This is a genomic window from Mesorhizobium sp. AR02 (genome assembly GCF_024746835.1).
Taxonomy (GTDB): domain Bacteria; phylum Pseudomonadota; class Alphaproteobacteria; order Rhizobiales; family Rhizobiaceae; genus Mesorhizobium.
Genome location: NZ_CP080531.1, coordinates 796,473 through 823,342, shown reverse-complemented (window position 1 = coordinate 823,342; position 26,870 = coordinate 796,473). Strand labels below are relative to the sequence as shown.

Annotated in this window: 21 protein-coding genes; 14 read left to right on the top strand and 7 right to left on the bottom strand. The window is 63.7% G+C overall.

Going from position 1 to position 26,870, the window contains the following annotated elements; genetic code table 11:
• The first annotated feature begins 6 nt into the window (after window positions 1-6).
• Window positions 7-1,278, top strand: a complete 1,272-nt coding sequence (locus tag DBIPINDM_RS08515) for a GMC family oxidoreductase (protein WP_258585323.1) — start codon at window positions 7-9, stop codon at window positions 1,276-1,278.
• A 68-nt stretch (window positions 1,279-1,346) separates the two neighbouring features.
• Here the strand turns inward: DBIPINDM_RS08515 and DBIPINDM_RS08510 are convergent, their stop codons facing one another.
• The gene (locus tag DBIPINDM_RS08510; protein ID WP_258585322.1) at window positions 1,347-2,390 is read right to left on the bottom strand and encodes a helix-turn-helix transcriptional regulator; all 1,044 of its coding nucleotides are present in this window, start codon (window positions 2,388-2,390) and stop codon (window positions 1,347-1,349) included.
• A gap of 194 nt (window positions 2,391-2,584) precedes the next feature.
• Here DBIPINDM_RS08510 and DBIPINDM_RS08505 point away from each other — a divergent pair, with 194 nt between their 5' ends.
• From DBIPINDM_RS08505 to DBIPINDM_RS08455, 11 genes are all read left to right on the top strand, one after another.
• Entirely contained in the window at window positions 2,585-4,951 is a 2,367-nt protein-coding gene (locus tag DBIPINDM_RS08505) for a beta-glucosidase family protein (RefSeq protein ID WP_258585321.1), read from the top strand.
• A gap of 100 nt (window positions 4,952-5,051) precedes the next feature.
• On the top strand, window positions 5,052-6,287 hold the full coding sequence (locus DBIPINDM_RS08500) for an ABC transporter substrate-binding protein (protein WP_258585320.1): 1,236 nt from the start codon (window positions 5,052-5,054) through the stop codon (window positions 6,285-6,287).
• Window positions 6,288-6,409: 122 nt separating this feature from the next.
• Window positions 6,410-7,285: a carbohydrate ABC transporter permease gene (locus tag DBIPINDM_RS08495; protein WP_258585319.1), complete on the top strand. Its 876-nt coding sequence runs from the start codon at window positions 6,410-6,412 to the stop codon at window positions 7,283-7,285.
• Window positions 7,282-8,166 carry a carbohydrate ABC transporter permease gene (locus DBIPINDM_RS08490; protein WP_258585318.1) on the top strand — a complete coding sequence of 295 codons (885 nt, stop codon included), beginning with the start codon at window positions 7,282-7,284 and terminating at the stop codon, window positions 8,164-8,166. The genes DBIPINDM_RS08495 and DBIPINDM_RS08490 overlap by 4 nt, the downstream gene beginning before the upstream one ends.
• A gap of 2 nt (window positions 8,167-8,168) precedes the next feature.
• Complete coding sequence (locus DBIPINDM_RS08485) at window positions 8,169-9,239, top strand: ABC transporter ATP-binding protein (protein ID WP_258585317.1); 1,071 nt, start codon at window positions 8,169-8,171, stop codon at window positions 9,237-9,239.
• A 79-nt stretch (window positions 9,240-9,318) separates the two neighbouring features.
• Window positions 9,319-11,694, top strand: a complete 2,376-nt coding sequence (locus tag DBIPINDM_RS08480) for a beta-glucosidase family protein (protein WP_258585316.1) — start codon at window positions 9,319-9,321, stop codon at window positions 11,692-11,694.
• A 233-nt stretch (window positions 11,695-11,927) separates the two neighbouring features.
• Window positions 11,928-13,202: a flavin-containing monooxygenase gene (locus DBIPINDM_RS08475; protein ID WP_258585315.1), complete on the top strand. Its 1,275-nt coding sequence runs from the start codon at window positions 11,928-11,930 to the stop codon at window positions 13,200-13,202.
• A gap of 44 nt (window positions 13,203-13,246) precedes the next feature.
• Complete coding sequence (locus tag DBIPINDM_RS08470; RefSeq protein ID WP_112394870.1) at window positions 13,247-13,663, top strand: RidA family protein; 417 nt, start codon at window positions 13,247-13,249, stop codon at window positions 13,661-13,663.
• Window positions 13,664-13,668: 5 nt separating this feature from the next.
• Window positions 13,669-14,343 carry a DUF1028 domain-containing protein gene (locus DBIPINDM_RS08465; protein ID WP_258585314.1) on the top strand — a complete coding sequence of 225 codons (675 nt, stop codon included), beginning with the start codon at window positions 13,669-13,671 and terminating at the stop codon, window positions 14,341-14,343.
• A gap of 40 nt (window positions 14,344-14,383) precedes the next feature.
• Window positions 14,384-15,874 (top strand): aldehyde dehydrogenase, encoded by a 1,491-nt coding sequence (locus tag DBIPINDM_RS08460; protein ID WP_258585313.1) that lies wholly within the window; start codon window positions 14,384-14,386, stop codon window positions 15,872-15,874.
• A gap of 50 nt (window positions 15,875-15,924) precedes the next feature.
• Window positions 15,925-16,860 (top strand): LysR family transcriptional regulator, encoded by a 936-nt coding sequence (locus DBIPINDM_RS08455; protein WP_258585312.1) that lies wholly within the window; start codon window positions 15,925-15,927, stop codon window positions 16,858-16,860.
• A gap of 12 nt (window positions 16,861-16,872) precedes the next feature.
• Here DBIPINDM_RS08455 and argE read toward each other — a convergent pair whose 3' ends face one another.
• Window positions 16,873-18,039 carry an acetylornithine deacetylase gene (gene argE, locus DBIPINDM_RS08450; protein ID WP_258585311.1) on the bottom strand — a complete coding sequence of 389 codons (1,167 nt, stop codon included), beginning with the start codon at window positions 18,037-18,039 and terminating at the stop codon, window positions 16,873-16,875.
• 272 nt (window positions 18,040-18,311) lie between these two features.
• Between argE and DBIPINDM_RS08445 the strand changes: the two genes are divergently transcribed.
• Both DBIPINDM_RS08445 and fghA read left to right on the top strand, forming a co-directional pair.
• A complete protein-coding gene (locus DBIPINDM_RS08445) occupies window positions 18,312-20,381 on the top strand; it encodes an NAD(P)-binding protein (RefSeq protein ID WP_258585310.1) in 2,070 nt (689 codons plus the stop codon).
• A 74-nt stretch (window positions 20,382-20,455) separates the two neighbouring features.
• Complete coding sequence (gene fghA / locus DBIPINDM_RS08440; RefSeq protein WP_258589222.1) at window positions 20,456-21,328, top strand: S-formylglutathione hydrolase; 873 nt, start codon at window positions 20,456-20,458, stop codon at window positions 21,326-21,328.
• Window positions 21,329-21,365: 37 nt separating this feature from the next.
• Here the strand turns inward: fghA and DBIPINDM_RS08435 are convergent, their stop codons facing one another.
• The 5 genes from DBIPINDM_RS08435 to DBIPINDM_RS08415 are packed head-to-tail and all read right to left on the bottom strand — an operon-like array spanning window position 21,366 to window position 26,865.
• Window positions 21,366-22,298 (bottom strand): nucleoside hydrolase, encoded by a 933-nt coding sequence (locus DBIPINDM_RS08435; protein WP_258585309.1) that lies wholly within the window; start codon window positions 22,296-22,298, stop codon window positions 21,366-21,368.
• Window positions 22,299-22,309: 11 nt separating this feature from the next.
• Window positions 22,310-23,323 (bottom strand): nucleoside hydrolase, encoded by a 1,014-nt coding sequence (locus DBIPINDM_RS08430; RefSeq protein ID WP_258585308.1) that lies wholly within the window; start codon window positions 23,321-23,323, stop codon window positions 22,310-22,312.
• A gap of 10 nt (window positions 23,324-23,333) precedes the next feature.
• Window positions 23,334-24,320, bottom strand: a complete 987-nt coding sequence (locus tag DBIPINDM_RS08425; protein WP_258585307.1) for an ABC transporter permease — start codon at window positions 24,318-24,320, stop codon at window positions 23,334-23,336.
• Entirely contained in the window at window positions 24,308-25,348 is a 1,041-nt protein-coding gene (locus DBIPINDM_RS08420) for an ABC transporter permease (RefSeq protein ID WP_258585306.1), read from the bottom strand. Before DBIPINDM_RS08420 ends, DBIPINDM_RS08425 begins: the two co-directional genes overlap by 13 nt.
• Entirely contained in the window at window positions 25,348-26,865 is a 1,518-nt protein-coding gene (locus DBIPINDM_RS08415) for an ABC transporter ATP-binding protein (protein ID WP_258589221.1), read from the bottom strand. Before DBIPINDM_RS08415 ends, DBIPINDM_RS08420 begins: the two co-directional genes overlap by 1 nt.
• Window positions 26,866-26,870: the final 5 nt, after the last annotated feature.

Genomic DNA, 26,870 nt, shown 5'->3' with positions numbered 1-26,870 from the left:
CATGGCATGAGCATCGAGGCTGCGGAATTCGACTATATCGTCATCGGCGCGGGCTCGGCCGGTTGTGTCCTGGCCAACAGGCTGAGCGCGAACCCAGCCAACCGCGTCTGCCTCATCGAGGCCGGCGGCAGCGACGACCGCACAAGGGTGCGCGTGCCGGCCGGCATCCTCTCGCTCTACGGCAATCCGAACTTCGATTACGGCTACAAGGGCGTGCCGCAGCCGCTGCTCAACAACCGCCGCATACCGGTCAACCGGGGCAAGCTTCTTGGCGGGTCGAGTTCGATCAATTCCATGGTCTACATTCGCGGCGCCGCGCAGGACTACGATGAGTGGGCAGCGCTTGGCTGCGCGGGGTGGTCCTATGCCGATGTGCTGCCGGTGTTCAAGAGACTGGAGCGGAACCTCCTGTCGCAGAACCCGGCCTATCACGGCTTCGAGGGCGAACTGCTGGTCGACAATCCGCGCGATCCCAACGCCGTATCCAGCCTGTGGGTGGAGCTGAAGGCGGCGGGGATAGAACCGGTCATGAATGTGCCCGGCGTCGGCAAGAATTTGCGCGACCATGTCGACGGCATGATCACGATGCGATCGAACAGCACCAGGACGCTCGGCCTGTCGCTCGCCAATCTGCCGGCGGTGCTGGCGGCGCCTTTTCAGTATTTCGTCCGGCGCAAGGGCATGCTGACGACCAATTACGTCGAGGCCGGCGGCTTCGCCAAGACCAGATATGCCGGCGATATTCCCGATGTCCAATTCCACTTTGTTCCGGGCTACCGCAGCCATCGCGGCCGGCTCGTCGAATATGGCCACGGCTATGCCGTGCACACCTGCGTGCTGCGGCCCGGAAGCGTCGGCGAAATCACGCTCGAGCGTGACGGCACCCGCCGCAACGTGCTGATCGATCACCGCTTCTTCAGTGACGGACAGGATGCCCTGACCCTTGTCGAAGGCATCAAGCTGGCGCGATCGATCCTGGCTTCGCCGGTCTTTGCCGATATTCGCGGCCCGGAAATCCTGCCGGGACCCGATGTCATCACCGACGACGAAATCCTCGCCTATCTGCGTGCCGAGGCGCTCACCGTCTATCACCCGGTCGGCACAGCCAAGATGGGCAACGACACCATGGCGGTGGTCGATCCCGCCGGCCTCAAGGTGCGCGGCTTCGACAATCTGCGCGTGGCGGACGCCTCGATCATGCCGACGCTGATCGGCGGCAACACCAATGCGCCGTCCATGATGATCGGCGAAAAAGCAGCCAGGGCGATGCTGTCATAGCACTCCTCGGGGCAACCCCGAATTGCACGAGAGACGGAACAATCGCGGGGCGTCTTCTTCCAGCGTCCTCAGCGAGCGCTTGCATTGTAGGGAGCGCGAAGCGTGACCTGCCGGCGCCCCATCAAGCCGATGCCAACGGAGACTTCCGCGGCCCTGCCGATTTCGGCGGCATGGTGCGTGAGTATCCGAAGTGTCTCGGACGCGTCTTCCTCGGTCAGTTTGCTCTTTGCGCCGCGCAGCCCCTGCCCACGCCGAAACTCGGCGGGGCTGCAGCCGAAGCGGGCCCTGAACTTGTTGTAGAAGACCGCCGGGTTGCCGAAACTGTTGCGCTCCATGATCACGCTGATCGTATGGTCGGTGATGCGAAGTTCATGCGCGGCGGTGTCAAGCCGCTGGTTCTGGCAATAATCGCGATAGCCTATCCCCAGATGACGTTTGAACAGGCGCGAAAGGTGGCTCAAGGTCAAACCTTCGGCAGCCGCGATCTCGCTCAGGGATTGATTGTCCTGCTGTTCCCCGACCGTGTCCATGATCTTGAGTATTCGACTGCGGCTGGCGGAGCGGAGCTGGGCCGCGCCCCCATCCGGCTCCTCCCAGGGGATCGCGCGGTAGACGAAACAGGCGAGGAGATTGGCGATTGTGTCGCGAACCATCATCTCCTCGGGATGCCCGGTCTGGTCGAGCACCAGCCGCGCCATCAGCGCTTTCATGGGAGCGATCCTGTCCATGAAAGAGCGGCCGTGCAGGAAGGTGCGGCACAGATAATGCCGGGACGAAAAGCCGGGCAAACCCAGCCGATCGAAATAGGCGGCGTCGAGATGCACACCGCAGATCAGCGCATCGTGTGAGACCGACGTGGAGTTGTGCGGCACGTCCGAGTTGATGACGATCACGTCGTCCTGGTTCATCTCGCAGACCTGTCCATCAACCACCAGTCGAAATCGGCCGCGCAGCACAAGAAGTATCTCCATCTCGCGATGCCAGTGATACGGAACGTCTATGGCGCCGTGGACGAACGCCCAAAAGTGCCGTGTCGCCGTGGGGGCATGGCTTTCAAAGCCGGCATCCTGCTTGCCGCGCAGCTCACCGGGCCGCAAATAGGCGATGTTCATCTCTCATCCTCCGTCAAGGCATCGCTCAGTAAGCATCAAAAACTGTCGTACTTCCAGTACAAGTTTCGCGGCTAGATTTGCGCCCCGCCGGATGTCATCAAATCGTCGTCCTGGAAGAGATCGGACGCTCAGGCGCTGCCCGGCAATTCGTGGGCGGCGAGCCTGCGGCGCATGGCAAAGCGGATGAAACGTGCATGAGCTGGAATGTTTCCGATAGGCAACTCAGTGCCCTCGTCGCGGAAATGACCGTCGAAGAGAAAGTCGCCGCGGTCAGCGGTCACGGATTGTGGCGCACCGCGACCAACTATCGCCTCAACATACCCGAATTGCTGATGACGGACGGCACCTATGGGGTGCGCTATTCGATCGATCAGATCGACGGCATGCAGGACGACGACGGGCAACTCGCCGCGTTCCTCGGTGTCGTCAACACGGATCTTTCGACTGATGTCGAAAGCGCATTCGGCTCCACCCGTCCGGCAACCTGCTTTCCAAACGGCTCTTCACTGGCGTGCTCGTGGGATGTTGGTCTGGCCCATGCGCTTGGTGAGGCGCTGGCTGCCGAATGCCAGGCTTTCGGCGTCAACATTCTGCTCGGTCCCGGCATCAACATCCGGCGCACGCCGCTCGCCGGCCGAAGCTACGAATATTATTCCGAAGATCCGGTGTTGAGCGGCGAGATCGCCGCGGCCGTCATCAACGGTCTGCAGCAGAACGGCGTCGGTGCCTCGCTAAAACACTTCGCCTGCAACAATTCGGAAGTCCAGCGCACGACGATGAGCTCCGTCGTCGATGAGCGCGCCTTGCGCGAGATTTATCTCGCGGGCTTTGAGCGGGCCATCCGCAAGGGCAATCCCTGGACGGTGATGAGCTCCTACAACCGGCTGAATGACGTCCAGACGGCCGAGAACCACTGGCTGCTGACCGAGGTGCTGCGCGACGAGTGGGGTTACGACGGCGTTGTCGTTTCCGGCTGGCACGGGATCAAGGATCGTCCCGCCTCGATCAATGCCGGCAATGATCTCGACATGCCGGAAAGCGGCGCGCGCAAGCAGGACTTGATCGACGCGGTCAAGGACGGCCGGGTGCCGATGGAAGCGCTCGACCGATCCTGCCTGCGCGTCCTCAAGCTTGTTCGCTCGGCACGCAACGCCATCAGGCCGAACGCCGAGGCCGACTTCAGGAAGCACCACGCGCTGTCGCGGCGCATGGCGGCGGAATCGATCGTGCTGCTGAAAAACGAGATGGCGATCCTGCCGGTCGATGCGGCAAACGTCGGCAAGATCGCCGTGGTCGGCGCGGCTGCCGCCGAGCCGGTCATCCAGGGTTCCGGCTGCGCGACGACACGTCCGACCGAAGTGGATATTCCGCTGGATGAAATCCGCAAGCTTGCTCCCGGCGCCGCGGTCAGCTTCCATGCCGTTGCCGATTTTGAAGCCGGCAGCGCGTCCGAACAATTGGCTCTCGCGGCTGTCGATGCCGCCGATGTGGTGCTGTTCTTCGGCAATACCGAGGTCGGCTATGACGGCGAGGGCTCCGACCGCACCCATCTCGACCTTCACGCCGGACAAGACGAACTGATCGCGCGTCTCGGCAAGCGCAATGGCAGGATCGTCGTCATCCTGTTTGCTCCGGATGCGGTCGCCATGCCGTGGATCGACAGCGTTCAGGCCGTGGTTGCTGCCTTCTTCGGCGGGCAGGGCATGGGCAAGGCCATTGCCGATGTCCTGTTCGGCCGGCAAAACCCCTGCGGCAAGCTGACGGTGACGTTCCCGGTGCAGATGGAGGACATCCCCGGCTATCTCAGCTATCCCGGCGAGAACGGCCGCCATGTCTACAGCGAAGGCATCCATGTCGGCTACCGCCACTATGACAAGCGCAGGCTTGCCCCGCTGTTTCCATTCGGCTTCGGGCTCAGCTATTCGACGTTCGAGTATTCCAACATCGCCACCAGCACCGACCGCATCGATGGTTCGGGCACGATCCGCATAGCCTTCGACATCACGAACACCGGCAGCTTCGCCGGCAAGGAAATCGCCCAGGTCTATGCGCGGCCGCACAGTCCCCGGCTGACGCGGCCCATCCGTGAGCTCAAGGGCTTTGCCAAGGTCGAGCTGCAGCCCGGCGAGACCAGGCGCGTCGAGGTGACGGTCGAGAGCAGCGATCTGCGCTACTACGACCCTGCCTATCGGCAATGGCTCCTCGATGCGGGCCAGATAGACTTCGAGGTCGGGGCATCTTCGCGCGACATTCGTCTGGAGAAGACGGTCACGGTGGACGCGCCGGCGCTGCCGTCGACGATCCTCGACGTGGAGAGCCAGCCTTTCCTCGTGCTGGAGCAGGATTTCGCCCGTCGCCGCTTCCGCGACTTCCTCAAGGCACAGCTCGATCTCGACGACGAAGAGGCCGCAAGGATGATGGAGTACTGCGCCAGCTCCTTCCTGGGGATCTACAAGACCGTGTCCTGGGTGGCCGGCGAAAAGATCTCCAAAGCCACGATGGCGGCATTTCTCGACAGTCTCAACAAGGAGATCGCAGAGACGGTCAGCAAGGCAGCATGACGTGATGACGGCGCCGTTCGACGCTGACCGAACACGGTGACCGGACCGCCGCCCCGGACGTCCCGGGGCTTGAGATCAACAAAGCATCAGGGGAACTGAGATGAACTTAAGACGCTTTACTTTCACGCTATCCGCACTCGGCCTGCTCGCCGGTTCCAATGCCGCGCTGGCGCAAACCGTCGACGTGCAGCACTACTGGACGAGCTCCAGTGAATCCAAGGCGATGAACACGGTGGCCAATGCCTTCAAGTCGAAGGGCGGCAAGTGGATCGACAGTCCATCGGCCGACTTCGACGCAGCCCTTGCGGCCGCCACAAGCCGCATTGCCGGCGGCGAACCGCCCTCCGCCATCCTGATGACGCCGAACTCTGCCTTGCGCGACCTTGCCGCTTCCGGCCAGCTTCGCGATTTCGACGATCTCGCCGCCAAGGAAGGTTGGCAGAAGGTGATGTCGCCGCTCGTGTGGAGCAAGCTCAACGTCGGTGACCACCTCGTTGCGCTGCCCGTCGGCATCCATGCGCAGAACTGGGTCTGGTACTCCAAGCCCCTCCTGGACGAACTGAAGATCGAGCAGCCCAAGACCTTCGACGACCTCTTCGCGGCGGCCGACAAGATCAAGGCGTCCGGCCGCATCGGCATAGCTGTCGGCGGCGAACCCTGGCAGGAAGTCGGCATCCTGTTCAGCTCGATCCTTGCGATCGGCGGCCCCGACTATTGGAACGAGCTGATCGTGAAGCGCTCGCCAGAAGCGCTCAAGTCGCCGGTCCTGGCGAAGGCCTTCGACACCTTCCGCAAGGTATCGACCTATGCCGACCCCGCCAGCCCGGGCCGCTCCTGGAACGACACCACCAACCTCGTCGTCACCGGCAAGGCCGGCTTCCAGTTCATGGGCGACTGGGCACGCGGCGAGTTCCTCGCCGCTGGTAAGGTTGCCGGCAAGGATTTCGGCTGTTTCCTCACGCCCGCCGAAAAGCCGAGCTACGCGATCCTCATCGATGTCTTCGCCTTCCCGGTGAACAAGGATGAGGACCGCATCAAGGGCCAGACCCTGCTTGCCCAGTCGGTTATGGACCCCGCGGTGGAGGAGCAGATTGCTGAGGTCAAGGGCTCGGTGCCGTCCCGCACCGACGTGGACACGACAAAGCTCGATATCTGCGCGCAGCTTGGCGCCAAGACGCTCGCCACGCCGGGTGCCGCGGTGCAGGCGGCCTATGATGCGCTGGCAGGCGACCTGAACGGGCAGGTGACCGACCTTGCCACCCAGTTCTGGACCGACAAGTCGATGACGACGCAAGCCGCGGTCGAGAGCTTCTCGAAAATCCTGCAGAGCGAATAGTAAGGTGAGCCGGGCCGCGAACTCGCGACCCGGCACAGCCGCTGTAATCGGGGAATGGAAGGTGCTGAGAGGAATGGGTTTATGAGCGCGGCCCTGCCATCGATGCGCGGTCTGGAGGCAGAATGAGGACCTGGCTGCATCGGCAGAGTTTCAAGCCGGATGTCACGGTTGCCGTGTTCTTCGGCGTGGTCGCCATATTCTTCTACGGGTCGATCCTCTGGACCTTCTATATGTCGATGACGCGGTCGACGCTGATGCCCAGCTATGAGCTGATCGGCTTCGATCAGTACATCAAGCTGTTCACCAATTATCGCTGGCTCGTGTCGTGCATGAACATGGTGATCTTCGGTGTCCTGTTCATCCTCGGAACCCTTTGTTTCGGCGCGCTGCTCGCCATCTTCGCGGATCGCCGCATCCAGGCTGAATCGCTGTTTCGGACCATCTTTCTCTACCCGCTTGCCGTGTCGCTGATCGTGACCGGACTGTCGTGGCGATGGGTGCTCGACCCGGTGAACGGTCTGCAGGGCCTGATGCGAAGCGCAGGCTGGGAAAGCTTCACTTTCGATTGGCTGACCAATCCCGACCGCGCCATCTACACGCTTGTCATTGCCAGCATCTGGCATTCGACGGGCCTGGTCATGGTCATCATCCTGGCCGGTCTGCGCGGCGTCGACAATGATCTGTGGAAGGCGATCCGCATGGAAGGCGTTCCGCTCTGGCGCGCCTATCTGCAGGTGATCTTTCCCGGCATGCGGCCGGTGATTGCATCCTGCGTCGTGCTGCTCATGTCCGAGGTCATCCGCGGTTACGATCTGGTCATCGCCATGACCAAGGGCGGACCCGGCATTGCCACGGAAATGCCGGCAAAGTTCGCCGTCGATTTCTACTTCGCCCGCGTCAATCTGGGCCTGGCCTCGGCGGCCTCGATCGTCATGCTGCTGATCTCGCTGGTGATGCTGGCGCCCTACTTCTACAGCGAATTCAGGAAGCGGATATGAGCCACGCCGTTCATGTCGACAGACCGGTGTTCGGGCCGCGCGTGGCGCGCTTCGGCCTCTACGCGTTTCTCATCGTGTCAGCGGCGTTCTTTCTGCTGCCCCTGCTCCTGATCATCAGCAATTCGCTCAAGCCGCTGGAGGAGATCCGGCAGGGCAATCTCCTCGCTCTGCCGGTCAGGCCGACTTTCGATGCCTGGATCACGGCCTGGAAAAGCGCCTGCACCGGGCTCGAATGCGGCGGGGTTCGCCCCGGGCTGTGGAATTCGATCAAGATCGCGGTGCCGAGCGTTGCGATCTCCACCCTGGTGGGTGCGCTCAACGGCTATGCCCTGGCGCAATGGAAATCGCGGCGCGCCAATTTGATCATGCTTTTGGTCACCATAGGCTTGTTCATCCCTTACCAGGCCATGCTCTACCCCACGGTCAAGATCCTGAGCAGCATGGGGCTGTTCCGCACCTATGCGGGCATCGTCCTGGTGCATGTGGTCTACGGCCTGCCCTATACGACGCTTTTGTTCCGCAATTTCTATGTCGGGGTGCCCGACGAGATCAGCCGGGCGGCCCGCATGGAAGGCGCCAGTTTCCTGAGGACATTCTGGTCGGTCATCCTGCCGATTTCGACCAACATCCTCGTCGTCGTGGCGATCCTGCAGTTCACCGGCATCTGGAACGACTATCTGCTCGGCCTGATCTTTGCCGGTAACGACAATCTGCCGATGACGGTGCAACTGACCAACATCGTCAACAACGCCCGCGGCTCGGTATCGCCCAACGTCAACATGGCTGCCGCCGTCATCACCGCCATTCCGACGCTGGTGGTCTACTTTCTTTCAGGTCGTTATTTCGTGCGCGGCATCGCCGCCGGCGCGGTCAAGGGATAGAAATGTCAAGCGTATCCATCCGCCAGATCCGCAAATCCTTCGCCGGCCTGACCGTGCTGGACTCCGTCGACATGGAGATTGCGCCGGGCGAATTCGTGGTCATTCTCGGCTCTTCGGGTTGCGGCAAATCCACCTTGCTCAACGTCATCGCGGGCCTCGATGATTGCGATTCCGGCCAGATCCTCATCGACGACGTCGACGTCAGCCACCTGGAGCCGAGCCAGCGCGGCCTGGCGATGGTGTTCCAGTCCTATGCATTGTTCCCGGCCATGACGGTGCGGCGCAACCTGTCCTTCGGCATGGAAATCGCCGGCACGCCCAAGGCGACGATCGCCGAGAAGGTCGCATGGGCCGCCAGGCTCCTGCAGATCGAGGCGCTGCTCGAGCGCAAACCAAGCCAGCTTTCCGGTGGCCAGCGTCAGCGTGTGGCGATCGGGCGGGCCCTGGTCCGCTCCTCCAGCATCTGCCTGTTTGACGAACCGCTTTCCAATCTCGATGCCAAGCTGCGCGCGGAGACACGGGTGGAACTCAAGCAACTCCACGAGACGCTGAAGTCGACGATGATCTACGTGACGCATGATCAGATCGAGGCCATGACCATGGCTGACCGGGTGGCGGTCATGCACAAGGGCAAGGTGGAGCAGTTCGCGGAGCCGCAGACGGTCTACGAAAAACCGGCCAGCCTGTTCGTCGCCGGTTTCATCGGCTCTCCGGCGATGAACTTCCTCAAGGGGCATCTGGAAGGGACGCTGCGGTTCAAGACGCACGATATCTGCCTCGATGCGTCGTCTTACGATTTCGCGGACGGGCCGACGGCGGCAGAGGTCATATTGGGAATCCGCTGCGAGGATGTTGATGTCGTCGAGCGTGGCGCACCAGACAGCATTCCCGCGACGCTCGCGTTCACCGAACTTCTGGGTGCGGACGCGCTCGGCTGGTTCGACTGCCTCGGCCAGCGGTTCAGCGTGAAGCTGACGGTCGATGCGGCCCGGGCCATGCAAAAGGACGTTGGCTTTCGGTTCAACATGTCCAAGGCATCGTTCTTCTCGGCAGCGACGGAGCGCCGGCTATGACGGCGGCGTTCCTCTCTTCGCAACCCTGCCACGCGCGGCCCTGCCGCTCTTGTTCCACAGCGATTTCCGGAGACGTCAAATGACCAGTGAGCAATTCAAGGCCGGCGATTTCAGGGCTTTGGTCGCGCAGATGACGGATGAGGAGAAAGTCTCGCTGCTCGCCGGCCATCGCATGTGGAAGACACAGGCGATCGAACGACTTGATATCCCGCACATGGTGATGACCGATGGCACCTATGGCGTGCGCTACTCCATCCCGCAGATTGACGATGATCAGGCCGGTGGCATGGATTTCGCGGCGTTCCTTTCGGTGGTGAACCAGCGCGCGGACCATGTGCAGACCGCGTGGGGGCAGATGAAGCCGGCCACCTGCTTTCCGAACGGGACCAGCCTGGCCTGTTCCTGGGACATCGACCTCGCGCACCGGCTGGGCGAGGCGCTGGCCCGGGAGTGCCAGGAATTCGGCGTGCATCTGCTGCTTGGCCCCGGGATCAACATCCGGCGCACGCCGCTTGGCGGGCGCTCCTACGAGTATTATTCGGAAGACCCGATATTGACCGGCGATTTTGCCGCCGGGGTCATCAACGGCCTGCAGGAAAACGGTGTCGGCGCTTCGCTGAAACACTTTGCCTGCAACAATTCGGAGGTCGAGCGCACCACGATGGATTCGGTCGTGGAGGAAAGGGCGCTGCGCGAGATCTACCTCAAAGGCTTCGAGCGGGCGATCCGCCAAAGCGAGCCATGGACGGTCATGAGCTCCTACAACAGGCTGAATGGCGTTCAGGCCGCTGAAAATTCCTGGCTGCTGACCAAGGTCTTGCGCGATGAATGGGGATATGACGGGCTGGTCGTTTCCGATTGGCACGGTGTCAAGGACAGGCCGGCGTCACTGATCGCCGGCAATGACCTGGACATGCCGGAAAGCGAAACCCGCAAGGCCGATCTTCTGGCGGCGATCGAAGCGGGCGATGTCGATCGGGCACTCGTCGATCGCGCCTGCGAGCGGGTTCTCGAACTGGTCCGCAAGGCCAGGCAAGGAGAGAACCGGACCGTGACGTTCGACCGGGCGCAGCATCACGCGCTTGCCCGCCGCCTGGCCGCGGACTCCATGGTTCTCTTGAAGAACGACGGCGGCCTTCTGCCGATTTCTCAAACCAAGGTCAAACGGATCGCGATCGTGGGCGAGGGGGCCGCGGCTCCCGTCATCCAGGGCTCGGGCTGTGCGACGACGACGCCGACATCCAGGGACGTCCCGGTGGACGAAATCCGCAAGCTCGCCGGCAGCGAGATCTCGATCGATGTCTTCCAGGGAACCAGCGAGATCGCGTCCGAGCGCGAGGCATTGGTCAACGAGGCAGTGCAGGGCGTGGTCGGCGCCGATATCGTGCTGGTCTTCGTGAATACGGAAAATGGCTATGACGGCGAAGGGTCCGATCGCCGCTCGCTCGGCCTCGCGCCAGGCCACGACGCGCTGGTGGAGCGGCTTGCCCGCGCCAATCCGAACATTGTCGTCGTCATATCGAGCCCCGATGCGGTCGCCATGCCCTGGATCGGTGAGGTGCCGGCAGTCATCGAGATGTTTTTCTCCGGTCAAGCGACAGGAGGTGCCGTCGCCGACATCCTGTTTGGCCGCGTCAACCCGTCGGGCAAGCTGACGACCTCGTTCCCGAAGCGCATGGAGGACATGCCCACCTATCTCACCTATCCCGGCGAAAACGGGCGGCACGTCTACAGCGAAGGCATTTTCGTCGGCTACCGCTGGTATGACGCGCGTGGCATCGAGCCGCTTTTTCCGTTCGGCTTCGGCCTGAGCTACACCGCGTTCGCCTATTCGAATCTGGCGCTTGACCGCACCATCCTGCGGTCCGGCGAGAAGGTCGCGGTCAGCTTTACCGTAACGAACGCCGGCAAGGTCGGCGGCAAGGAAATCTGCCAGGTCTATGCGCGTTACGGCCAGCCAAGGCTGAAGCGCCCGGTGCGCGAGCTGAAGGGCTTTGCCAAGGTCGAGCTGGAGCCCGGTGAGAGCCGGACGGTGACGGTGGAAATCGCCGCGGAGGATCTTTGTGTCTACGATACCGCCGTTCAAGCCTGGGTACTCGACAATGACGCGGTCACCATCGAGGTGGCGTCGTCGTCACGCGATATCCGTCTCAGCGCCGAATTGCAGACGGTCTCCGCCGTCGCGGTTCACCGCCGCATCGAACGGGATACGCAACCGATCTTCATTCTGGAAAACCCGGCCGCTCGCCGCAAGTTCAACCGCTTTCTCCAGAAACAGCTCGACATTTCTGCCGAAGATGCCGATCGCATGCTGGAACACTGCACGAACTCGTTCGTCGGCATCTTCACGACCTTCGATCGGCGTTTCCGCCGCACCTTCCCGAAGGCCGACATCGAGGCGCTGCTTGCCGAGATCAATCAGGAGGCGGACGAGCAGGAGCGTCGCGCCGCCTGATCTCCTGGCGGCCGATGCTTCCCGGACGTGATTGGCAATCGCGCCCACATCGGGTGCGATGAAGCCGCACGCCGCGGTTCGCGCTCTGCATGTCCGGACGTCTCTCCCGGCATTTAGGGACAAGCTAACCACTGCCACGTGAAATCGTAATTTTCGCTAATCAGTCCCTCCAGTACACCAGCGATCTGACCTCCTCGCATCCGCAGAAACTCTTGGGGGGAAAGGACGCAGAAATGTCGGTGGAAAAAATAGACACGCTTGTCGTCGGCGGTGGCCAGGCGGGGGTGGCTATGTCTGAGCATCTGAGCAAATGCGCGGTGCCGCATCTCGTTCTCGAGCGTGGCCGGATCGCCGAGCGCTGGCGTTCTCAGCGATGGGACTCGCTCGTTGCCAATGGCCCGGCCTGGCATGACCGTTTCCCGGGCATGGAATTTCCCGTGACGGGTCCCGACGGCTTTCCCTCCAAGGAGGAGGTTGCGGACTATTTCGCCGCTTATGCAAGGCAGATCAATGCGCCGATTCGCTGCGGCGTCGAGGTCAAGCTCGCGCAAAGAAATGTCGGTCGACCCGGGTTCCGCGTCGAGACGTCGGATGGGGTGATCGAAGCCAACAGCATCGTCGCGGCAACCGGACCTTTCCAGGTCCCCGTCATTCCCGCTCTTGTCCCCGGCGATGCCTGTATTCTGCAGATTCATTCCAGCGCGTACCGCAACCCCGGACAGTTGCCAAAGGGCGCGGTGCTGGTGGTCGGGGCGGGATCGTCAGGTGTGCAGATCGCTGATGAGCTTCAGCGCTCGGGGCGGCGCGTCTACCTCTCGGTCGGCCCGCACGACCGCCCGCCGCGCGCCTATCGCGGACGCGATTTCTGCTGGTGGCTTGGCGTCCTCGGCAAATGGGACCTCGAAACCCCGGGGCCTGGCACGGAGCATGTCACGATCGCGGTGAGCGGCGCGCGTGGCGGCGAAACCATTGATTTCCGTCGGCTGGCCGCGCAGGGGCTCACCCTGGTCGGCATGACCAAAACATATCAGGACGGCGTGCTGACCTTCGCGCCCGATCTGGCGAAGAACATTGCCCGCGGTGACGCCAACCTGATGTCGCTGCTGGACGAGGCCGACGCCTATGTCGCGCGCAACGGTCTCGACCTCCCGGAGGAGCCTGCGGCCCGGCGGATCGACCCGGATCCGGACTGTCTGGCAAACCCGCTTCGTGAGCTCGATCTGGCTGGCGCCGGGATAGCGGCCATCATCTGGGCGACAGGTTTTGCCGTCGATTACAGCTGGTTGAAGGTCGATGCTTTTGACGAGAAGGGCCGGCCAAGGCACCAGCGCGGCGTCTCGACCGAGCCTGGGATCTACTTCTTGGGGTTGCCTTGGCAGTCGCGAAGAGGGTCGAGTTTCATCTGGGGTGTCTGGCATGATGCCAAGCATGTCGCGGACCGTATTTCGACGCAGCGCAAATATCTGGCCTATCACGCTGCCGCGCAGCGCGAGACAGTGGACGCCTGACCGACGCTGACAACAGCCACGAGCCCGATCTGATGGAGACCAGGATGGCGCATACAAGAATCCGCAAGTTCAACACGAAGGATACCTATCCCGAGCAGAAACTCGACAATGATCTGTGCCAGGCGGTCGTCACGCGGGGCGGCCGGACGGTCTATCTGCGTGGCCAGTGTCCGCAGGATCTCGACACCGCCAAGAATATCGACAGCCACGATCCGGCCGAGCAGACGCACAAGGTGATGCAGAACATCAGGCAGCTCATCGAAGAGTGCGGCGGCACCATGGAGCATCTGGTCAAGGTGGTGGTCTACATCACCGACGTGCGCCATCGCGAGGCGGTCTACCGCACCATGGGCGAGTATATCAAAGGCGTGCATCCCGTTTCGACCGGCCTCGTCGTGCAGGCCCTGGCGCGGCCGGACTGGCTGGTCGAGATCGACGGCACCGCCGTCATTCCGGATTGATTCTTATGACGTTTTCCATTGTCGCGCGATGCAGCCGCACCGGCATGTTCGGCGTCGCGGTGTCGTCCTCCTCTCCGGCGGTGGCGGCGCGCTGCGCCTATGCGCAAGCGGGCGTCGGCGCAGTCGCCAGCCAGAACGTCACCGATCCGACGCTCGGCACAAGGGGCCTCGAACTGCTGGCGCGCGGCGCTTCGGCCGCCGAGGCGGTTGCTATCCTCAAGCGCACTGGCGCCTACAGCGACTACCGGCAGGTGCTGGCTGTCGATGCCGCCGGGATCACTTCTATCCATTCCGGGCCCAGGGCGCTCGGCATCTGGGCGGAAGCGCGCGCGGACAATGTCGCCTGCGGCGGCAACATGCTGGCCCATGACGGCGTGCCGCAAGCCATGGTCGAGGCTTTCCTCGCCTCTGAAGGGCATCTCGGCGACCGCCTGATCGCGACCATGCGCGCCGCGCTAAAGGCGGGTGGCGAGGCGGGCCCGGTCCATTCGGCTGGAATGAAGCTGGTGCGCGAGGTCGCATGGCCCGTCGCGGACCTGCGCTGCGACTGGAGCGAAAGCTGCCCGATCGAGGAACTGGCGGCCTTGTGGGATCGCTACAAGCCGCAGCTCGATGCCTATGTGACCCGTGCGATCAATCCGTCCGATGCGCCGAGCTACGGCGTGCCCGGCGACGAGTAGCCGGCACGCGAGCAGCCAACACATAGGGGGAGGCATTCGCATGAGCGAACTCAGTCACAAGGACTGGATCGGCAAGGCATCCGCGCTCCGTTTCCGCGACCGGGCGTTCATCGACGGCAAGACGGTTGCCGCGCGTTCGGGCCGCACCTTCGCCAGCATCAATCCGGCCACCGGCGAAACGCTGGCCGAGGTGGCGTCGTGCGGCGAGGAGGATATCGATCTGGCCGTTGCCGCGGCGCGCCGCAGTTTCGAGGCCGGCGTCTGGTCCCGCACGAGCCCGGCCCACCGCAAGGAGGTGCTGCTGCGGCTGGCGCGGCTGCTGCGCGAAAACCTGCAGGAGCTTGCCCTGCTCGAGTCGCTCGACATGGGCAAGCTGGTCACCGATGCAGCGACTGTCGATGTCCCGGGTTCTGCAGCGATCTTCCAGTGGTATGGCGAGGCCATCGACAAGATCTATGACGAAGTGGCGCCGACCGGCGGCAGCGATCTGGTGCTGGTGCGGCGCGAGCCGCTCGGCGTGGTCGGTGCCGTGGTGCCGTGGAATTTCCCGCTCGACATGGCGACCTGGAAATGCGCGCCGGCGCTGGCGGCGGGCAATTCGGTGGTGCTGAAGCCGGCGGAGCAGTCGCCTTTCTCTGCGCTCAGGCTGGCGGAGCTCGCCATGGAGGCGGGCCTGCCCGCCGGTGTGCTCAATGTCGTACCTGGCCTTGGCGAGACGGCCGGACAGGCGCTCGGCCGCCACATGGATGTGGATTGCCTTGCCTTCACCGGATCGACCTCGGTCGGCAAGATGTTCCTGCAGTATTCGGGCCAGTCGAACATGAAGCAGGTCTGGCTCGAAACAGGCGGCAAGAGCCCGAACCTTGTCTTCGCCGATTGCGGCGATCTCGATGCGGCGGCCGACATGGCGGCCTTCGGCATCTTCTTCAACCAGGGCGAGGTCTGTTCGGCCAATTCGCGCCTGCTCGTTGAACGCTCCATCAAGGATGCCTTCGTGGAGAAACTGGCTGGGCGCGCGGCGGCCACCCAGCCAGGCGATCCGCTCGACCCGGCCTCGAAAATGGGCGCTATGGTCGATGCTCGCCACGCGGCCAACGTCATGCGCTTCGTCGAGGCCGGCAAGAAGACCGCGCGCCTGGTTGCCGGCGGCGATCGGGTCACGATCAATGGTCGCGGCAGCTTCATACAGCCCACCATCTTCGACAACGTTGCCCATGACGACCCGATTGCAAGGGATGAGATATTCGGGCCGGTGCTCTCGGTCATAGCCTTCGACGGTGAAGAGGAGGCTATCCGCATCGCCAATGACAGCCCGTACGGGCTGGCCGCATCGCTGTGGACCGACAGTCTTTCGCGCGCGCACCGCGTTGCGGGCCGGCTCCGCGCTGGCACGGTTTCCGTCAACACGGTCGATGCGCTGAGCCCGATGACGCCGTTCGGCGGCATCAAGCAATCCGGCTTCGGCCGCGACCTGTCGCTGCATGCGCTGGACAAGTACACCGCGCTGAAAACGACATGGATCAAGTACTGAGGCAAAGCGATCGCTTGATCGCAGCGCCCAAACCGGCAACATAGAAGCCCATGCCGTTACGCTTCACGCTGAGACAACTGGAGTATTTCGTCGCCGTCGGCGAAGCCGGCTCCATTACCAAGGCGGCCGAACAGGTCAATGTTTCGCCGCCCTCGATCTCGGCGTCGATCGCGCAGCTGGAGGCCGAATTCGGCGTCCAGCTTTTTGTGCGCAAGCATTCGCATGGCCTGTCGCTCACGGCTGGCGGGCGCGTTTTCCTGAAGGAGGCCGCCAGGCTGCTGGCCGACGCCGACGCTCTGCACGATATTGCCGGCGACATCGCCGAGAAGGTGCGTGGGCCGCTGGCGGTCGGATGCCTGCTGACCTTCGCGCAGATCGTCATGCCGACGCTGCGCATGAAGTTCGAGCGCGCCTATCCCGAGGTGCGGTTCCGGCAGTTCGAGCGCAACCAGGGCCAGTTGCTCGAAATGTTGCAGCGAGGCGAAATCGACGCGGCGCTGACCTACGATCTCGAACTGTCGCAGGACACGACGTTCGAACCGCTGATGCTGGTGCCGGCCTATGTCATGCTGCCGCAAGGGCACCGCTTCGCCGGCAAGGCTTCGATCACGACGGAAGAACTGGTCGACGAGCCGATGGTGCTGCTCGACCTGCCATACAGCCGCGAATATTTTCTCTCGGCCTTCCAGATGCGGGGCATCAGGCCGAACATTGCCGAGCGCACCGGCGACATCGCGGTGATGCGGTCGATGGTTGCCAACGGCTTCGGCTACGGCATCGCCAACATGCGGCCGCTCAACACGCTGGCGCCGGACGGCAAGCCGCTGGTCTTCGTGCCCCTGGCGGGGGATTTGCGGCCTTTGACTATGGGGGTCGCCTTGCCCAATGCCGAGCACCGCACCCAGACGGTGCAGGCATTCATCGATCATTGCCGCCGTTTTGTCGTCGAGCAGGGCGTGTTCGGCAGCGGGCGGGTCGTAGAATAGCGGCGACCTCTGTCAGGCGACCTGCAGTTGGTGATCGGCAAGCCGTTGCAGCAGATTGTCCAGCATGTCGTCGCAGCGGCGCATCTGTTCGACGTTGACGAATTCGTCCGGCCTGTGCCCTTGCGCCATCGACCCCGGCCCGCACACGATGGTCGGCGTGCCGAGGTCGCGGCTGAACAATCCGCCTTCGGTGCCGAAGGCAACCTTGATGGTATCGTTGGCCCCGGTCAATGACTTGACGAAGGCGACGGCCTGCGAATTCGCCGGCGTGTCCAGGCCCGGATAGGCGTTGGTGATATCGATGTCGATGGCCGCCTCCGGCGCGATCGTTGACGCGGCCGCGGCAATACGCGCGGCCTCCGCGCGTAGGCCATCGAGGATTTGGTCGGGATTGTCGGCCGCGACATTGCGGATCTCGAAGTCGAGCTGGCAGAGGTTCGGCACGATGTTGAGCGCCACGCCGGCATTCATCTTGCCGACGTGCACGGTCGTGTAGGGAATGTCGTAGTCGCCGTCTCGCGCGCCATCGCGCGCCAGCCGGTCCTGTTCTCGGCGCAGTGCGGAGACGAAGTCGCACCCGAGATGAATGGCATTGAGCGCCAGGGGGGCGAGCGCCGAATGGCCTTCGCGTCCATTGCAGATGGCGCGCGCCGCAAGCTTGCCCTTGTGGCCGGTCGCAACCTGCATGTTGGTCGGCTCGCCGACGATGCACAGCAATGGCCGGTGCGGCGCGGACCGCAGCATGTCGATCAGGCTGTGCACGCCGATGCAGCCGACCTCCTCGTCATACGAAAGCGCCAGATGCAACGGCGTTTGCAGGCCCATTTTCGCGGCCTTGAGACACGCGGCAAGCGCGCAGGCCACGAAACCTTTCATGTCGGCAGCACCACGGCCATACAGCTTGCCGTCGCGCGCGGTCATCTCGAAAGGCGGCAGCGTCCAGTCCTGGCCGTCGATGGGGACGACATCGGTATGGCCGGACAGCATGACACCAGGAGCGTCGGCCGGCCCGATGGTGGCGAACAGGTTCGCCTTGTGGCCATCCGGGCTGCGGATAATCTGGCAAGCAATGCCCTGTGCCGCCAGCAACTCCGTCACGTAGCCGACGAGGTCGAGGTTCGAGTCGCGGCTGACCGTCGGAAAGGCGATCAGCTTTTCAAGGATCTGGATGCTGTCCATGCGTCTCACGTCTCGTTGGCCGTGTGCGCTATCTAGCATCGCGTGGCCATAGCCTTGAAGTCGCATTTGGCTCAGCCGGGATTTGCCGGATGCTAATCCAGGCGGCGAGGGCTGATTAGGCGCGTCCTAATCGGCACAGAAGAAATCTGTAGTTTTCCGGCACGCGCCGCAACTTATGAGTAGGCTCACGGCATCTACCCACCGGGCGGACCGGCTTGCGCCAAACCATCACCGCGCATGCCGCGATGCGACGCTGGCAGGAAGGAAGCACCATGCGTGATCCACGCTACGACATTCTGTTCGAGCCTGTGAAGATCGGTCCGGTGACCGCCAAGAACCGCTTCTACCAGGTGCCGCACTGCAATGGCGGCGGCTATCGCGATCCCTCCGCCGCGGCCGAGATGCGGCGCATCAAGTCGGAAGGCGGCTGGGGTGTCATCTTCACCGAGCAGACCGAGATGCACCACACTTCGGAGATCACGCCCTTCATCGAACTCCGGCTGTGGGACGACGCCGATATCCCGGCGCTGGCCAAAATGGCCAAGGCCATGCACCAGCATGGCGCGCTGGCCGGCATCCAGCTGGCCTATTCCGGCATCAATGGCCCGAACCTCTACACCAAGGAGGTGCCACGCGGACCGTCGGCCTTGCCCATCCGCACTTTCACCAACGATCCGGTTCAGGCCCGCGCCATGGACAAGCAGGATATACGCGACCTCAGGCGCTGGCACCGCAATGCCTTCAAACGCGCCAAGCTGGCGGGCTTCGACCTGGTGTGTCTCTACGGCGCGCATGGCTTCGGCATCATCCAGCACTTCCTGTCCACCGCCACCAACCAGCGCAGCGACGAATATGGCGGCTCGCTGGAAAACCGCTCGCGGCTGATGCGTGAACTGATCGAGGAAGGCAGGGATGCCATCGGCGACACCTGCGGCCTGACACTGCGGCTGTCGCTGGACGAGATGATCGGCGAGCTTGGCTTCGCCAACTCCGAGGTGCGCGACATGATCGAGATGCATGCCGAGCTGCCCGACCTCTGGGACCTGGCGCATGGTGCCTGGGAGGATTGTTCGGGGCCGTCGCGCTTCAAGGAGGAGGGCGCGCAAGAGAGCCTGGTCTCCGGCATCAAGACGCTGACGTCGAAGCCTGTCGTCGGTGTCGGCCGCTTCACCTCGCCGGACGTCATGGTCAGGATGATCAAGTCCGGCACGCTTGATTTCATCGGCTGCGCCCGCCCGTCGATCGCCGATCCCTTCCTGCCGAAGAAAGTGGAGGAGGGGCGGATCGAGGACATCCGCGAGTGCATTGGCTGCAACATCTGCATCACCGGCGACATGACCATGTCGATCTCGCGCTGCACGCAGAACCCGACCTTCATGGAAGAATGGCGCAAGGATTGGCATCCCGAGCGCATGCAGGCCAAGGGCGACAGCGACAGCGTACTGATCGTCGGCGCCGGCCCCGCCGGACTGGAGGCCGCCCGCGCGCTCGGCCTACGCGGCTATCAGGTGGCCATTGCCGAAGCCGGCACCGAACTCGGTGGCCGCGTCGCGCGCGAGTGTCGCTTGCCTGGACTGTCGGCCTGGGGCCGCGTGCGCGATTATCGCCAGTACCAGCTCAGCCAGATGTCCAATGTCGATGTCTATTTCGAAAGCCGTTTGTCGGCCGAAGACATCCTGGCCTTCGGTTTTCAGAACATCGCGCTTGCCACCGGCTCGACATGGCGCCGCGACGGCGTGGCGCGCGCCCATGTCGTGCCGATGCCGGTCGACCCGGCCATGCCGGTCTACACGCCGGACGACCTGATGGGCGGCAATGTGCCTGCCGGCAACGTCGTGCTGTTCGACGACGACCACTACTATATGGGCGGCGTCCTGGCCGAGCTGATGGCGCGCAACGGCGCTAGGGTGACGCTGGTGACGCCGTCCGCCTATGTGTCGGACTGGACCCGCAACACGCTGGAGCAGGGCGCCATCCACCGCCGTCTGGCCGAGCTTGGCGTCGAGATCGTGCTCAACCGGACCGTGACGCGCGTCGTGCCGGGAGGCGTTGCCACCGCCTGCGCCTACACTGGCGCCGAACGCGACATCGCCGCCGACGCCGTGGTGCTGGTGACGTCGCGCCAGCAGGACGACGAGGTCTGGCGCGACCTGAAAGCGCGGCGCGACGAATGGGCCGACAACGGCATTCGCTCGATCAAGGTCATAGGCGATGCCGAGGCGCCGGGTCCTATCGCCTGGGCAACCTATGCCGGCCACCGCTTCGCCCGCGAACTGGACGAAGACGATATCGGTGATGCGCTGCCGTTCCGGCGGGAAGTGACGGCGCTGGCGGCGGAATAGGCGGGACTTGCGCCTGGCAACCATGGTCCTTAGACAGGCAGCCCTGAAGTTTGCCGATGGCGGAGAAAAAGAACATGTCGGACCGGATGAAGACCATCTCCTCGGCCAGGTCGCATGGCGGCGTGCAGGGCGTCTATTCCCACGCTTCGGATGTCTGCGCCTGCGACATGATTTTCGCCGTCTTCGTGCCGCCGCAGGCCCGTGAAAAGCCTTGCCCTGTCGTGTGGTATCTCTCCGGCCTCACCTGTACCCATGCCAATGTGATGGACAAGGGTGAGTACAGGCGCATGGCCGCCGAGCTTGGCCTGATCGTCGTCTGTCCCGACACCAGCCCGCGCGGCGCCGACATTCCCGACGAGAAGGACAATTGGCAGTTCGGCAGCGGCGCCGGCTTCTACGTCGATGCGACGCAAGCGCCCTACGCCACGAACTACCGCATGTACTCCTATGTCACCGAGGAATTGCCGGCGCTGATCGCACAGGAATTTCCGGCCGACATGACGCGCCAGGCGATCTTCGGCCACTCGATGGGTGGGCATGGCGCACTGACGATCGCGCTCAAAAATCCCGAGCGCTTCAAAAGCTGCTCGGCCTTCGCGCCGATCGTGCAGCCGAGCACTGCCGGCTGGTCGCGGCCGGCCCTCGAAAAATATCTCGGCGCGGACGAGACATCATGGCGGGGCTACGATGCCACCTTGCTCATCGAGGATGGCCACCGCTTCCCCGAGCTTTTCGTCGACCAAGGGACGTCGGACGGTTTTCTCAACGACGGGCTGAGACCCTGGCTTCTGGAAGCGGCCTGCGCCAAGGCCGGTATTGCGCTGACCCTGCGCATGCAGGACGGCTACGATCACTCGTATTTCTTCATTTCGACATTCATGGACGACCATCTGAGATGGCATGCCGAAAGATTGTCTGACCCGGTCCTCGGCACCGGGTCACGCTGAAGCAAGGGAATGTTTCGGCCGCGGGTTCTCGCGGCTCCTAATCCCGCAGCAGGTCGAACATCAGTTTGAAGAAACGATCCGCGTCGACCTCATGGGCGATACGGGCATTGTCCTTCTCGCCGCGCTCGCCCCAGAAATCGGCAACCGTCGCGCCAAAGGCATAGGTGCCGGACAGATCGACTCCGATATGGGCCGGGCGCGTGCGCACCAGCGTCGGGTCGATGGCCAGCGCCAGCGCCAACGGATCGTGCATGGCGCCGCCGACACCCATCGAGTTGCGGTGCAGCTTCTCGTAGAACAGCAGCCAGTCGTTGACGAGCCTGCCCAGCGGCGTGTCGATCGTGGCGAGCTCGGCATATTGCGGCGCCTCGATCAGCACCTGCATGGTGACATCGAGCCCGACCATCAGGATCGGCACGCCGCTGTCCAGCACGATCTTCAGCGCCTCCGGATCGCAGAAGGCATTGAACTCCGTCGGCGTGATGATCTCGCTCTTGCGGTAGAAGACGCCGCCCATCCAGATCAATTCCTTGATCTTGGGCAGCACGTCGCGATGCTTGAGGATCATGAGGCCGATGTTGGACAGTGGGCCGGTGGCGACGACCAGGATCGGTTCGGGCGCGGCGCGCAGCTTGTCGGCCAGGAAATCGATGGCGTGCTGGTCGACCGGCTTGATTGTGGCCTGCGGCAGGTAGGGCGAGCCTTCGAGGCCGCTCGGACCATCGGCGGTGCCAAGCACCAACGGCCGCGCCAGCGGACGATGGCACCCTTGAGCGACTGGTACGTCGCCGGCGCCTATATACTCGAGGATGCGCAGCGCATTGGCCGTCGTCTTCTCGACCTCGGCATTGCCGCAGGTGGTGGTGACGCCGATGAGTTCGATGGCCGGCGAACGATGCGCCATGACCAGCGCGATGGCGTCGTCATGGCCGGGATCGCAATCGAACAGGATGGGAGTTGCAATGGTCATTTTATCGGTCCTCACGCCGCTTGTTCGTAGCGCGCGATGGTTTGCTTGAAGATGTTCAGGAAGCGGCGGCCGTCGAGATCGGTGCAGATGCGCGTGGTCTTCGGCCCGCCGCCGGGCAGCAATTGCCGGCCGCGATGGGCAACCGTCTGTCCGCGTGCGAGACGCCCGTCCAGCACGACATCGACGAAGAGCGGTTCGGTCATGGTGGCAAGCGTCGGGTCGAAGGCCAGCGCCACGGTGATCACGTCGTCCATCGGAAAGCCGACCAGGTCGAAGAACTCGCGCCAGATGTCGATATAGATCGGGAAGCTGTCGGCGATCATGTCGAAGACGGCATTCTTCCGCGTAACGGCCTGCATGTCGGCAATGTCGTCGCGCGTCAGCATCGAGGCGGCGACGCGGTTGTCCTCGCAGATGTCGAGCGGCACCAGAATCTTGTCGACATCGGCGTTGAGCACGATGCGCGACGCCTCCGGATCGGCCCAGATGTTGTACTCCGACAGCGGCGTCATGTTGCCGGGCGTCTGGAAGTTGCCGCCTAGCACCAAGAGCCGCTTGAGTGCGCCCGTCAGGCGCGGCTCCTGCAGCAGCGCCATCGCCGCATTGGTCAGCGGCCCCGTCGTCACCAGCGTGATCTCACCCGGGTTGGCCATCACCGTGTTGATGATGAAGTCGACGGCATGCCCCGGCGTCGCCTGGCGTGAGGGGGTCGGCGCTGGTGGATTGAACTTCTTCAGCCGGTCGCCGAAGCGGGCAACCAGCCGCTTTTCGAAATGCACCGGCGCCTCCATGTCGGCCTTGGCATTGCCGACGATCGGCCGCCACGCGCCGGCGTGAACCGGGATGTCGTCGCGCCCGGCAAGCGTCAGCGTGTTGAGGACGACATTGGTGACCTGTTCGATCGGGCCGGCGGCACCCGTGACTGTGGTGACGCCTTCGAGCCGGACATTCGGGTTCGCCGCGGCAAACAGCACGGCGAGAATATCGTCGCCGGCAGAATCCACGTCGAGGATTATGCGTTCCATGAGAGTTCCTTCATTGCGGATTTTTGTCGACCGGGGCGTTGTTCCTGTCCACCGACAGCAGTTTCTGCATCGACGCCAGCGTCTCCTTGATGATCCTTGGCCGTGCCCGGTAGGACAGCGCGAACAGGGCGGTCAGCGCGACGACATAGGGCACGGTGAGCACCAGATAGGACGGAAACCCAAAGGTCTGCAGGCGCAGCGAGAAGGCATCGGCGAAACCGAAAAGCAGGCAGCCGGCCAGCACCTTCAGCGGATCGCCATTGGAGAAGATCAGGATGGCCACCGCCATGAAGCCACGGCCCGAGGACATGTTCTCGGTGAACATGGTGATGTAGCCAAGCGACAGATGCGCGCCGGCCAGGCCTGCCAGCAATCCGCACAGCAGCGAGGCGGTGTAGCGGACGCGGGTGATCGAGATGCCGAGCGCCTCGGCGGCTTCGGGCTTTTCGCCGACGACGCGGATATAGAGGCCGAGCCGGGTGCGGTTGTAGAACAGCACCAGCAGCGGCACAGCGATGAACGCGACATAGACAATCGGCGTGAAGCCCGAAATCAGCGGCGCCCACGAGCCGAGCAGCGCCTGGGCGCCAGGTATCTGCACCTTGGGCAGGCCGACGATGCCGTGACCGACGATCGATCCGCGCGTGCCGAAAATCGCTTTCATCAGCGAGATCGTCATGCCGCCGGCAAGGATATTGAGCGCCAGGCCGACGACCACTTCATTGGCCCGGAACGTCACCACCAGCACGGCAAAGGCGAGCGCGAAGGCAAGCGCCGCGGCAACGCCGCAAGCAACCCCCGCGAATGCCGAACCCGTCCAGATCGAGCCGATGACGGCAAAGAAGGCGCCGGCCAGCATCTGGCCCTCGAGCCCGATGTTGAAGATGCCGGCCTTGGTGGTGAACGACCCGCCAAGCGCGACCAGGAGAATTGGCGCGGTGGTGCGAAGCGTCGCCGCGATCAGCGCGACGTTGATCAGCTTGTCTAGAATTTCCATCGCCGCTCCCCCGCCTGGCTATCGCCGCGGCGTTTGATCAGGACCTGCGCCGATACACTGAGGATGATCAGCGCCTGGATCACGGTGATGATTTCGCGCGACGCGCTGGTGTCGACCTCGAGCAGCAGCGAGCCGCTGCGCAGCGCGCCGAAAAACAGTGCCGTGACGATGGTGGCGACCGGCGAGCCGTTGGCGAGCAGGGCGGCGATCAGCCCGTCGAAGCCGAAGCCTGGAGCAAAGCCCTCCATGAACCGGTGATGCACACCGAGCGTCTCGACGCCACCGGCCAGGCCGCCGACGGCGCCCGAAAGCAGCAGCACGACAAAGCCCTGCCGCTTCACGTTGACGCCGCCATATTCGGCGAATTTCGGCGCCGATCCGACCATGGTCACACCATAGCCCCAGCTGGTGTAGCGGAAGACCAATGCGACACCGACTGCCAGCAGCAGGCCAATCACCAGCCCCCAGTTCAGCCGCGAGAAGGCAAAGATCTCCGGCAGATAGGCTGTCGCCAGGATCGGCGGCGTCTCCGACCAGCCGCCGGGCCGCTTGAACAGGAAGATGGTGAAGTAGGAGGTGAGCAGCACGGCGATGTAGTTCGACAGGATCGTCGAGACGACTTCGTTGGTGTTGTAGCGGGCGCGGAAATAGGCAGGGATGGCGACCCAGGCGGCACCGGCGACGACAGCAAGCGCCAGCGCCGCCAGGGTGTGGATGCCCGCGGGCAGGGAAAAGCTGAAGCCGACCCAGGCGGCGGCAAATCCGCCGAGGAACAATTGGCCCTCGATGCCGACATTGAACATGCCGCCGCGCAGGCCGATGCAGGCCGCAACGCCGCAGATCAGGATCGGCGTGGTCTGCAGCAGGGTGCCGGCAACCTTTTCCTGGTCGCCGAATGCGCCGCGCAGCAGCGTCATCAAGACACGCACCGGGCTTTCGCCGACCAGGAGGATGATGATCGCCCCCAGCAGCAAGGCTACACCCACGGCGATGATCTGGCCGGAAAAGGCGCGCAAACGGTCGCTCATCATGCGGGCTCCAGTTGCGGCGACACGCCCGCCATCATCATGCCGATCCTGTCTTCGTCGGCATCGTCGCCGGCGACTTCACCCATGATCCGCCCGTTGAACATCACCAGGATGCGGTCGGCGAGCGCCGCCAGTTCGTCAAGCTGCACGGAAATCAGCAGGATCGCCCGGCCGGCCGCGCGCTGGCGCATGATCTCGTCATGGATGGCTTCCTGGGCGCCGATATCGACGCCGCGCGTCGGCTGATCGATCAGCAGGAAGTCGGCGCCATTGGTGAATTCGCGCGCCAGCACGACCTTTTGGATGTTGCCGCCGGAAAGCCGCTTGACGGCGTCGCCCGCTCCTTGCGCGCGAATATCGAAGCTCTTGATCAGCGCTCCGGCATTCCCGGCGATCGCCTTCCAATCGAGCAGGCCGCTGCGGCTCCACGGTGCGCGGTGCTGGCGGCCCATCAGCGTGTTCGCCGCGATCGAGGCATTGCGATCGACCCCGCGCACCATGCGGTCGCCCGGAACATGGGCAAGGCCGGCCTCGCGGATTGCGGCGGGGGAGAGCGTGGTGAGGTCCTGGCCCTTCAGCCGGGCCTCGCCATGGCTTGCCGGCCGCAGGCCCGAAAGCACTTCCGCCAGTTCCGTCTGCCCATTGCCGGCGACGCCCGCAATCCCCACCACCTCGCCGGAACGGACAGTGAAACTGGCGTTGCGAAGGGCCGGCAAGCGGCGATCATCACGAGCCCACAGATCCTTGACGTCCAGCACGATGTCGCCGTGCAGGGCTGCTCGCGGCCGCCGGTCGAAACTGACCTCGCGGCCGACCATCATGCGCACCAACTCGTCCTTGTTGAGTTCCGACGTCGGGCGGGTCGCGACCTTGCGGCCGTTGCGCAGCACCGTCACCGTGTCGGACACCTCCATCACCTCTTCCAGATGGTGCGAGATGAAGATCACCGTCATGCCCTCGGCCACGAAGCTGCGCAGCGTCTGGAACAGTTCGCGGCTCTCCTGCGGCGTCAGCACCGCGGTCGGCTCGTCGAGGATGATGGTGCGGGCGCCGCGCACCAGAACTTTCAGGATCTCGATGCGCTGCTCGATGCCGACCGAGAGCAGCCCGACGCGCTCGGTCGGATCGACATGCAGGCCGAAACGCTTCGACAGTTCGTGTGTGCGCGCGATCTGCGCGGCATGGTCGATCAACCCATGACGGCGGATTTCCATGCCGAGAAAGACATTGTCGGCGACCGAGAGCGAAGGCACCAGCTTGAAATGCTGGTGCACCATGCCGAGGCCCGCCTTGATGGCGGCCGCCGGGTCGGCGACCACCGTCGCCTCGCCATTCAGCCGGATCGAGCCTTCGTCGGGTTGCAGCAGGCCGAACAGGATGTTCATCAGCGTTGTCTTGCCGGCGCCGTTTTCGCCGATGATGGCGTGGATTTCGCCCCGGCGCACGGCAAGGTCGATGCCGTCATTGGCAATGAAGGCGCCAAAACGCTTGGTGATAGCCGTCAACTCGACGGCCATCGCGG

What these genes read in the sequence shown, in the direction of transcription:
- DBIPINDM_RS08515 (WP_258585323.1), top strand. Translation starts at nt 7, where the DNA reads ATGAGCATCGAGGCTGCGGAATTCGACTATATCGTCATCGGCGCGGGC.
- DBIPINDM_RS08510 (WP_258585322.1), bottom strand. Translation starts at nt 2,390, where the DNA reads ATGAACATCGCCTATTTGCGGCCCGGTGAGCTGCGCGGCAAGCAGGAT.
- DBIPINDM_RS08505 (WP_258585321.1), top strand. Translation starts at nt 2,585, where the DNA reads ATGAGCTGGAATGTTTCCGATAGGCAACTCAGTGCCCTCGTCGCGGAA.
- DBIPINDM_RS08500 (WP_258585320.1), top strand. Translation starts at nt 5,052, where the DNA reads ATGAACTTAAGACGCTTTACTTTCACGCTATCCGCACTCGGCCTGCTC.
- DBIPINDM_RS08495 (WP_258585319.1), top strand. Translation starts at nt 6,410, where the DNA reads ATGAGGACCTGGCTGCATCGGCAGAGTTTCAAGCCGGATGTCACGGTT.
- DBIPINDM_RS08490 (WP_258585318.1), top strand. Translation starts at nt 7,282, where the DNA reads ATGAGCCACGCCGTTCATGTCGACAGACCGGTGTTCGGGCCGCGCGTG.
- DBIPINDM_RS08485 (WP_258585317.1), top strand. Translation starts at nt 8,169, where the DNA reads ATGTCAAGCGTATCCATCCGCCAGATCCGCAAATCCTTCGCCGGCCTG.
- DBIPINDM_RS08480 (WP_258585316.1), top strand. Translation starts at nt 9,319, where the DNA reads ATGACCAGTGAGCAATTCAAGGCCGGCGATTTCAGGGCTTTGGTCGCG.
- DBIPINDM_RS08475 (WP_258585315.1), top strand. Translation starts at nt 11,928, where the DNA reads ATGTCGGTGGAAAAAATAGACACGCTTGTCGTCGGCGGTGGCCAGGCG.
- DBIPINDM_RS08470 (WP_112394870.1), top strand. Translation starts at nt 13,247, where the DNA reads ATGGCGCATACAAGAATCCGCAAGTTCAACACGAAGGATACCTATCCC.
- DBIPINDM_RS08465 (WP_258585314.1), top strand. Translation starts at nt 13,669, where the DNA reads ATGACGTTTTCCATTGTCGCGCGATGCAGCCGCACCGGCATGTTCGGC.
- DBIPINDM_RS08460 (WP_258585313.1), top strand. Translation starts at nt 14,384, where the DNA reads ATGAGCGAACTCAGTCACAAGGACTGGATCGGCAAGGCATCCGCGCTC.
- DBIPINDM_RS08455 (WP_258585312.1), top strand. Translation starts at nt 15,925, where the DNA reads ATGCCGTTACGCTTCACGCTGAGACAACTGGAGTATTTCGTCGCCGTC.
- argE (WP_258585311.1), bottom strand. Translation starts at nt 18,039, where the DNA reads ATGGACAGCATCCAGATCCTTGAAAAGCTGATCGCCTTTCCGACGGTC.
- DBIPINDM_RS08445 (WP_258585310.1), top strand. Translation starts at nt 18,312, where the DNA reads ATGCGTGATCCACGCTACGACATTCTGTTCGAGCCTGTGAAGATCGGT.
- fghA (WP_258589222.1), top strand. Translation starts at nt 20,456, where the DNA reads ATGTCGGACCGGATGAAGACCATCTCCTCGGCCAGGTCGCATGGCGGC.
- DBIPINDM_RS08435 (WP_258585309.1), bottom strand. Translation starts at nt 22,298, where the DNA reads ATGACCATTGCAACTCCCATCCTGTTCGATTGCGATCCCGGCCATGAC.
- DBIPINDM_RS08430 (WP_258585308.1), bottom strand. Translation starts at nt 23,323, where the DNA reads ATGGAACGCATAATCCTCGACGTGGATTCTGCCGGCGACGATATTCTC.
- DBIPINDM_RS08425 (WP_258585307.1), bottom strand. Translation starts at nt 24,320, where the DNA reads ATGGAAATTCTAGACAAGCTGATCAACGTCGCGCTGATCGCGGCGACG.
- DBIPINDM_RS08420 (WP_258585306.1), bottom strand. Translation starts at nt 25,348, where the DNA reads ATGAGCGACCGTTTGCGCGCCTTTTCCGGCCAGATCATCGCCGTGGGT.
- DBIPINDM_RS08415 (WP_258589221.1), bottom strand. Translation starts at nt 26,865, where the DNA reads ATGGCCGTCGAGTTGACGGCTATCACCAAGCGTTTTGGCGCCTTCATT.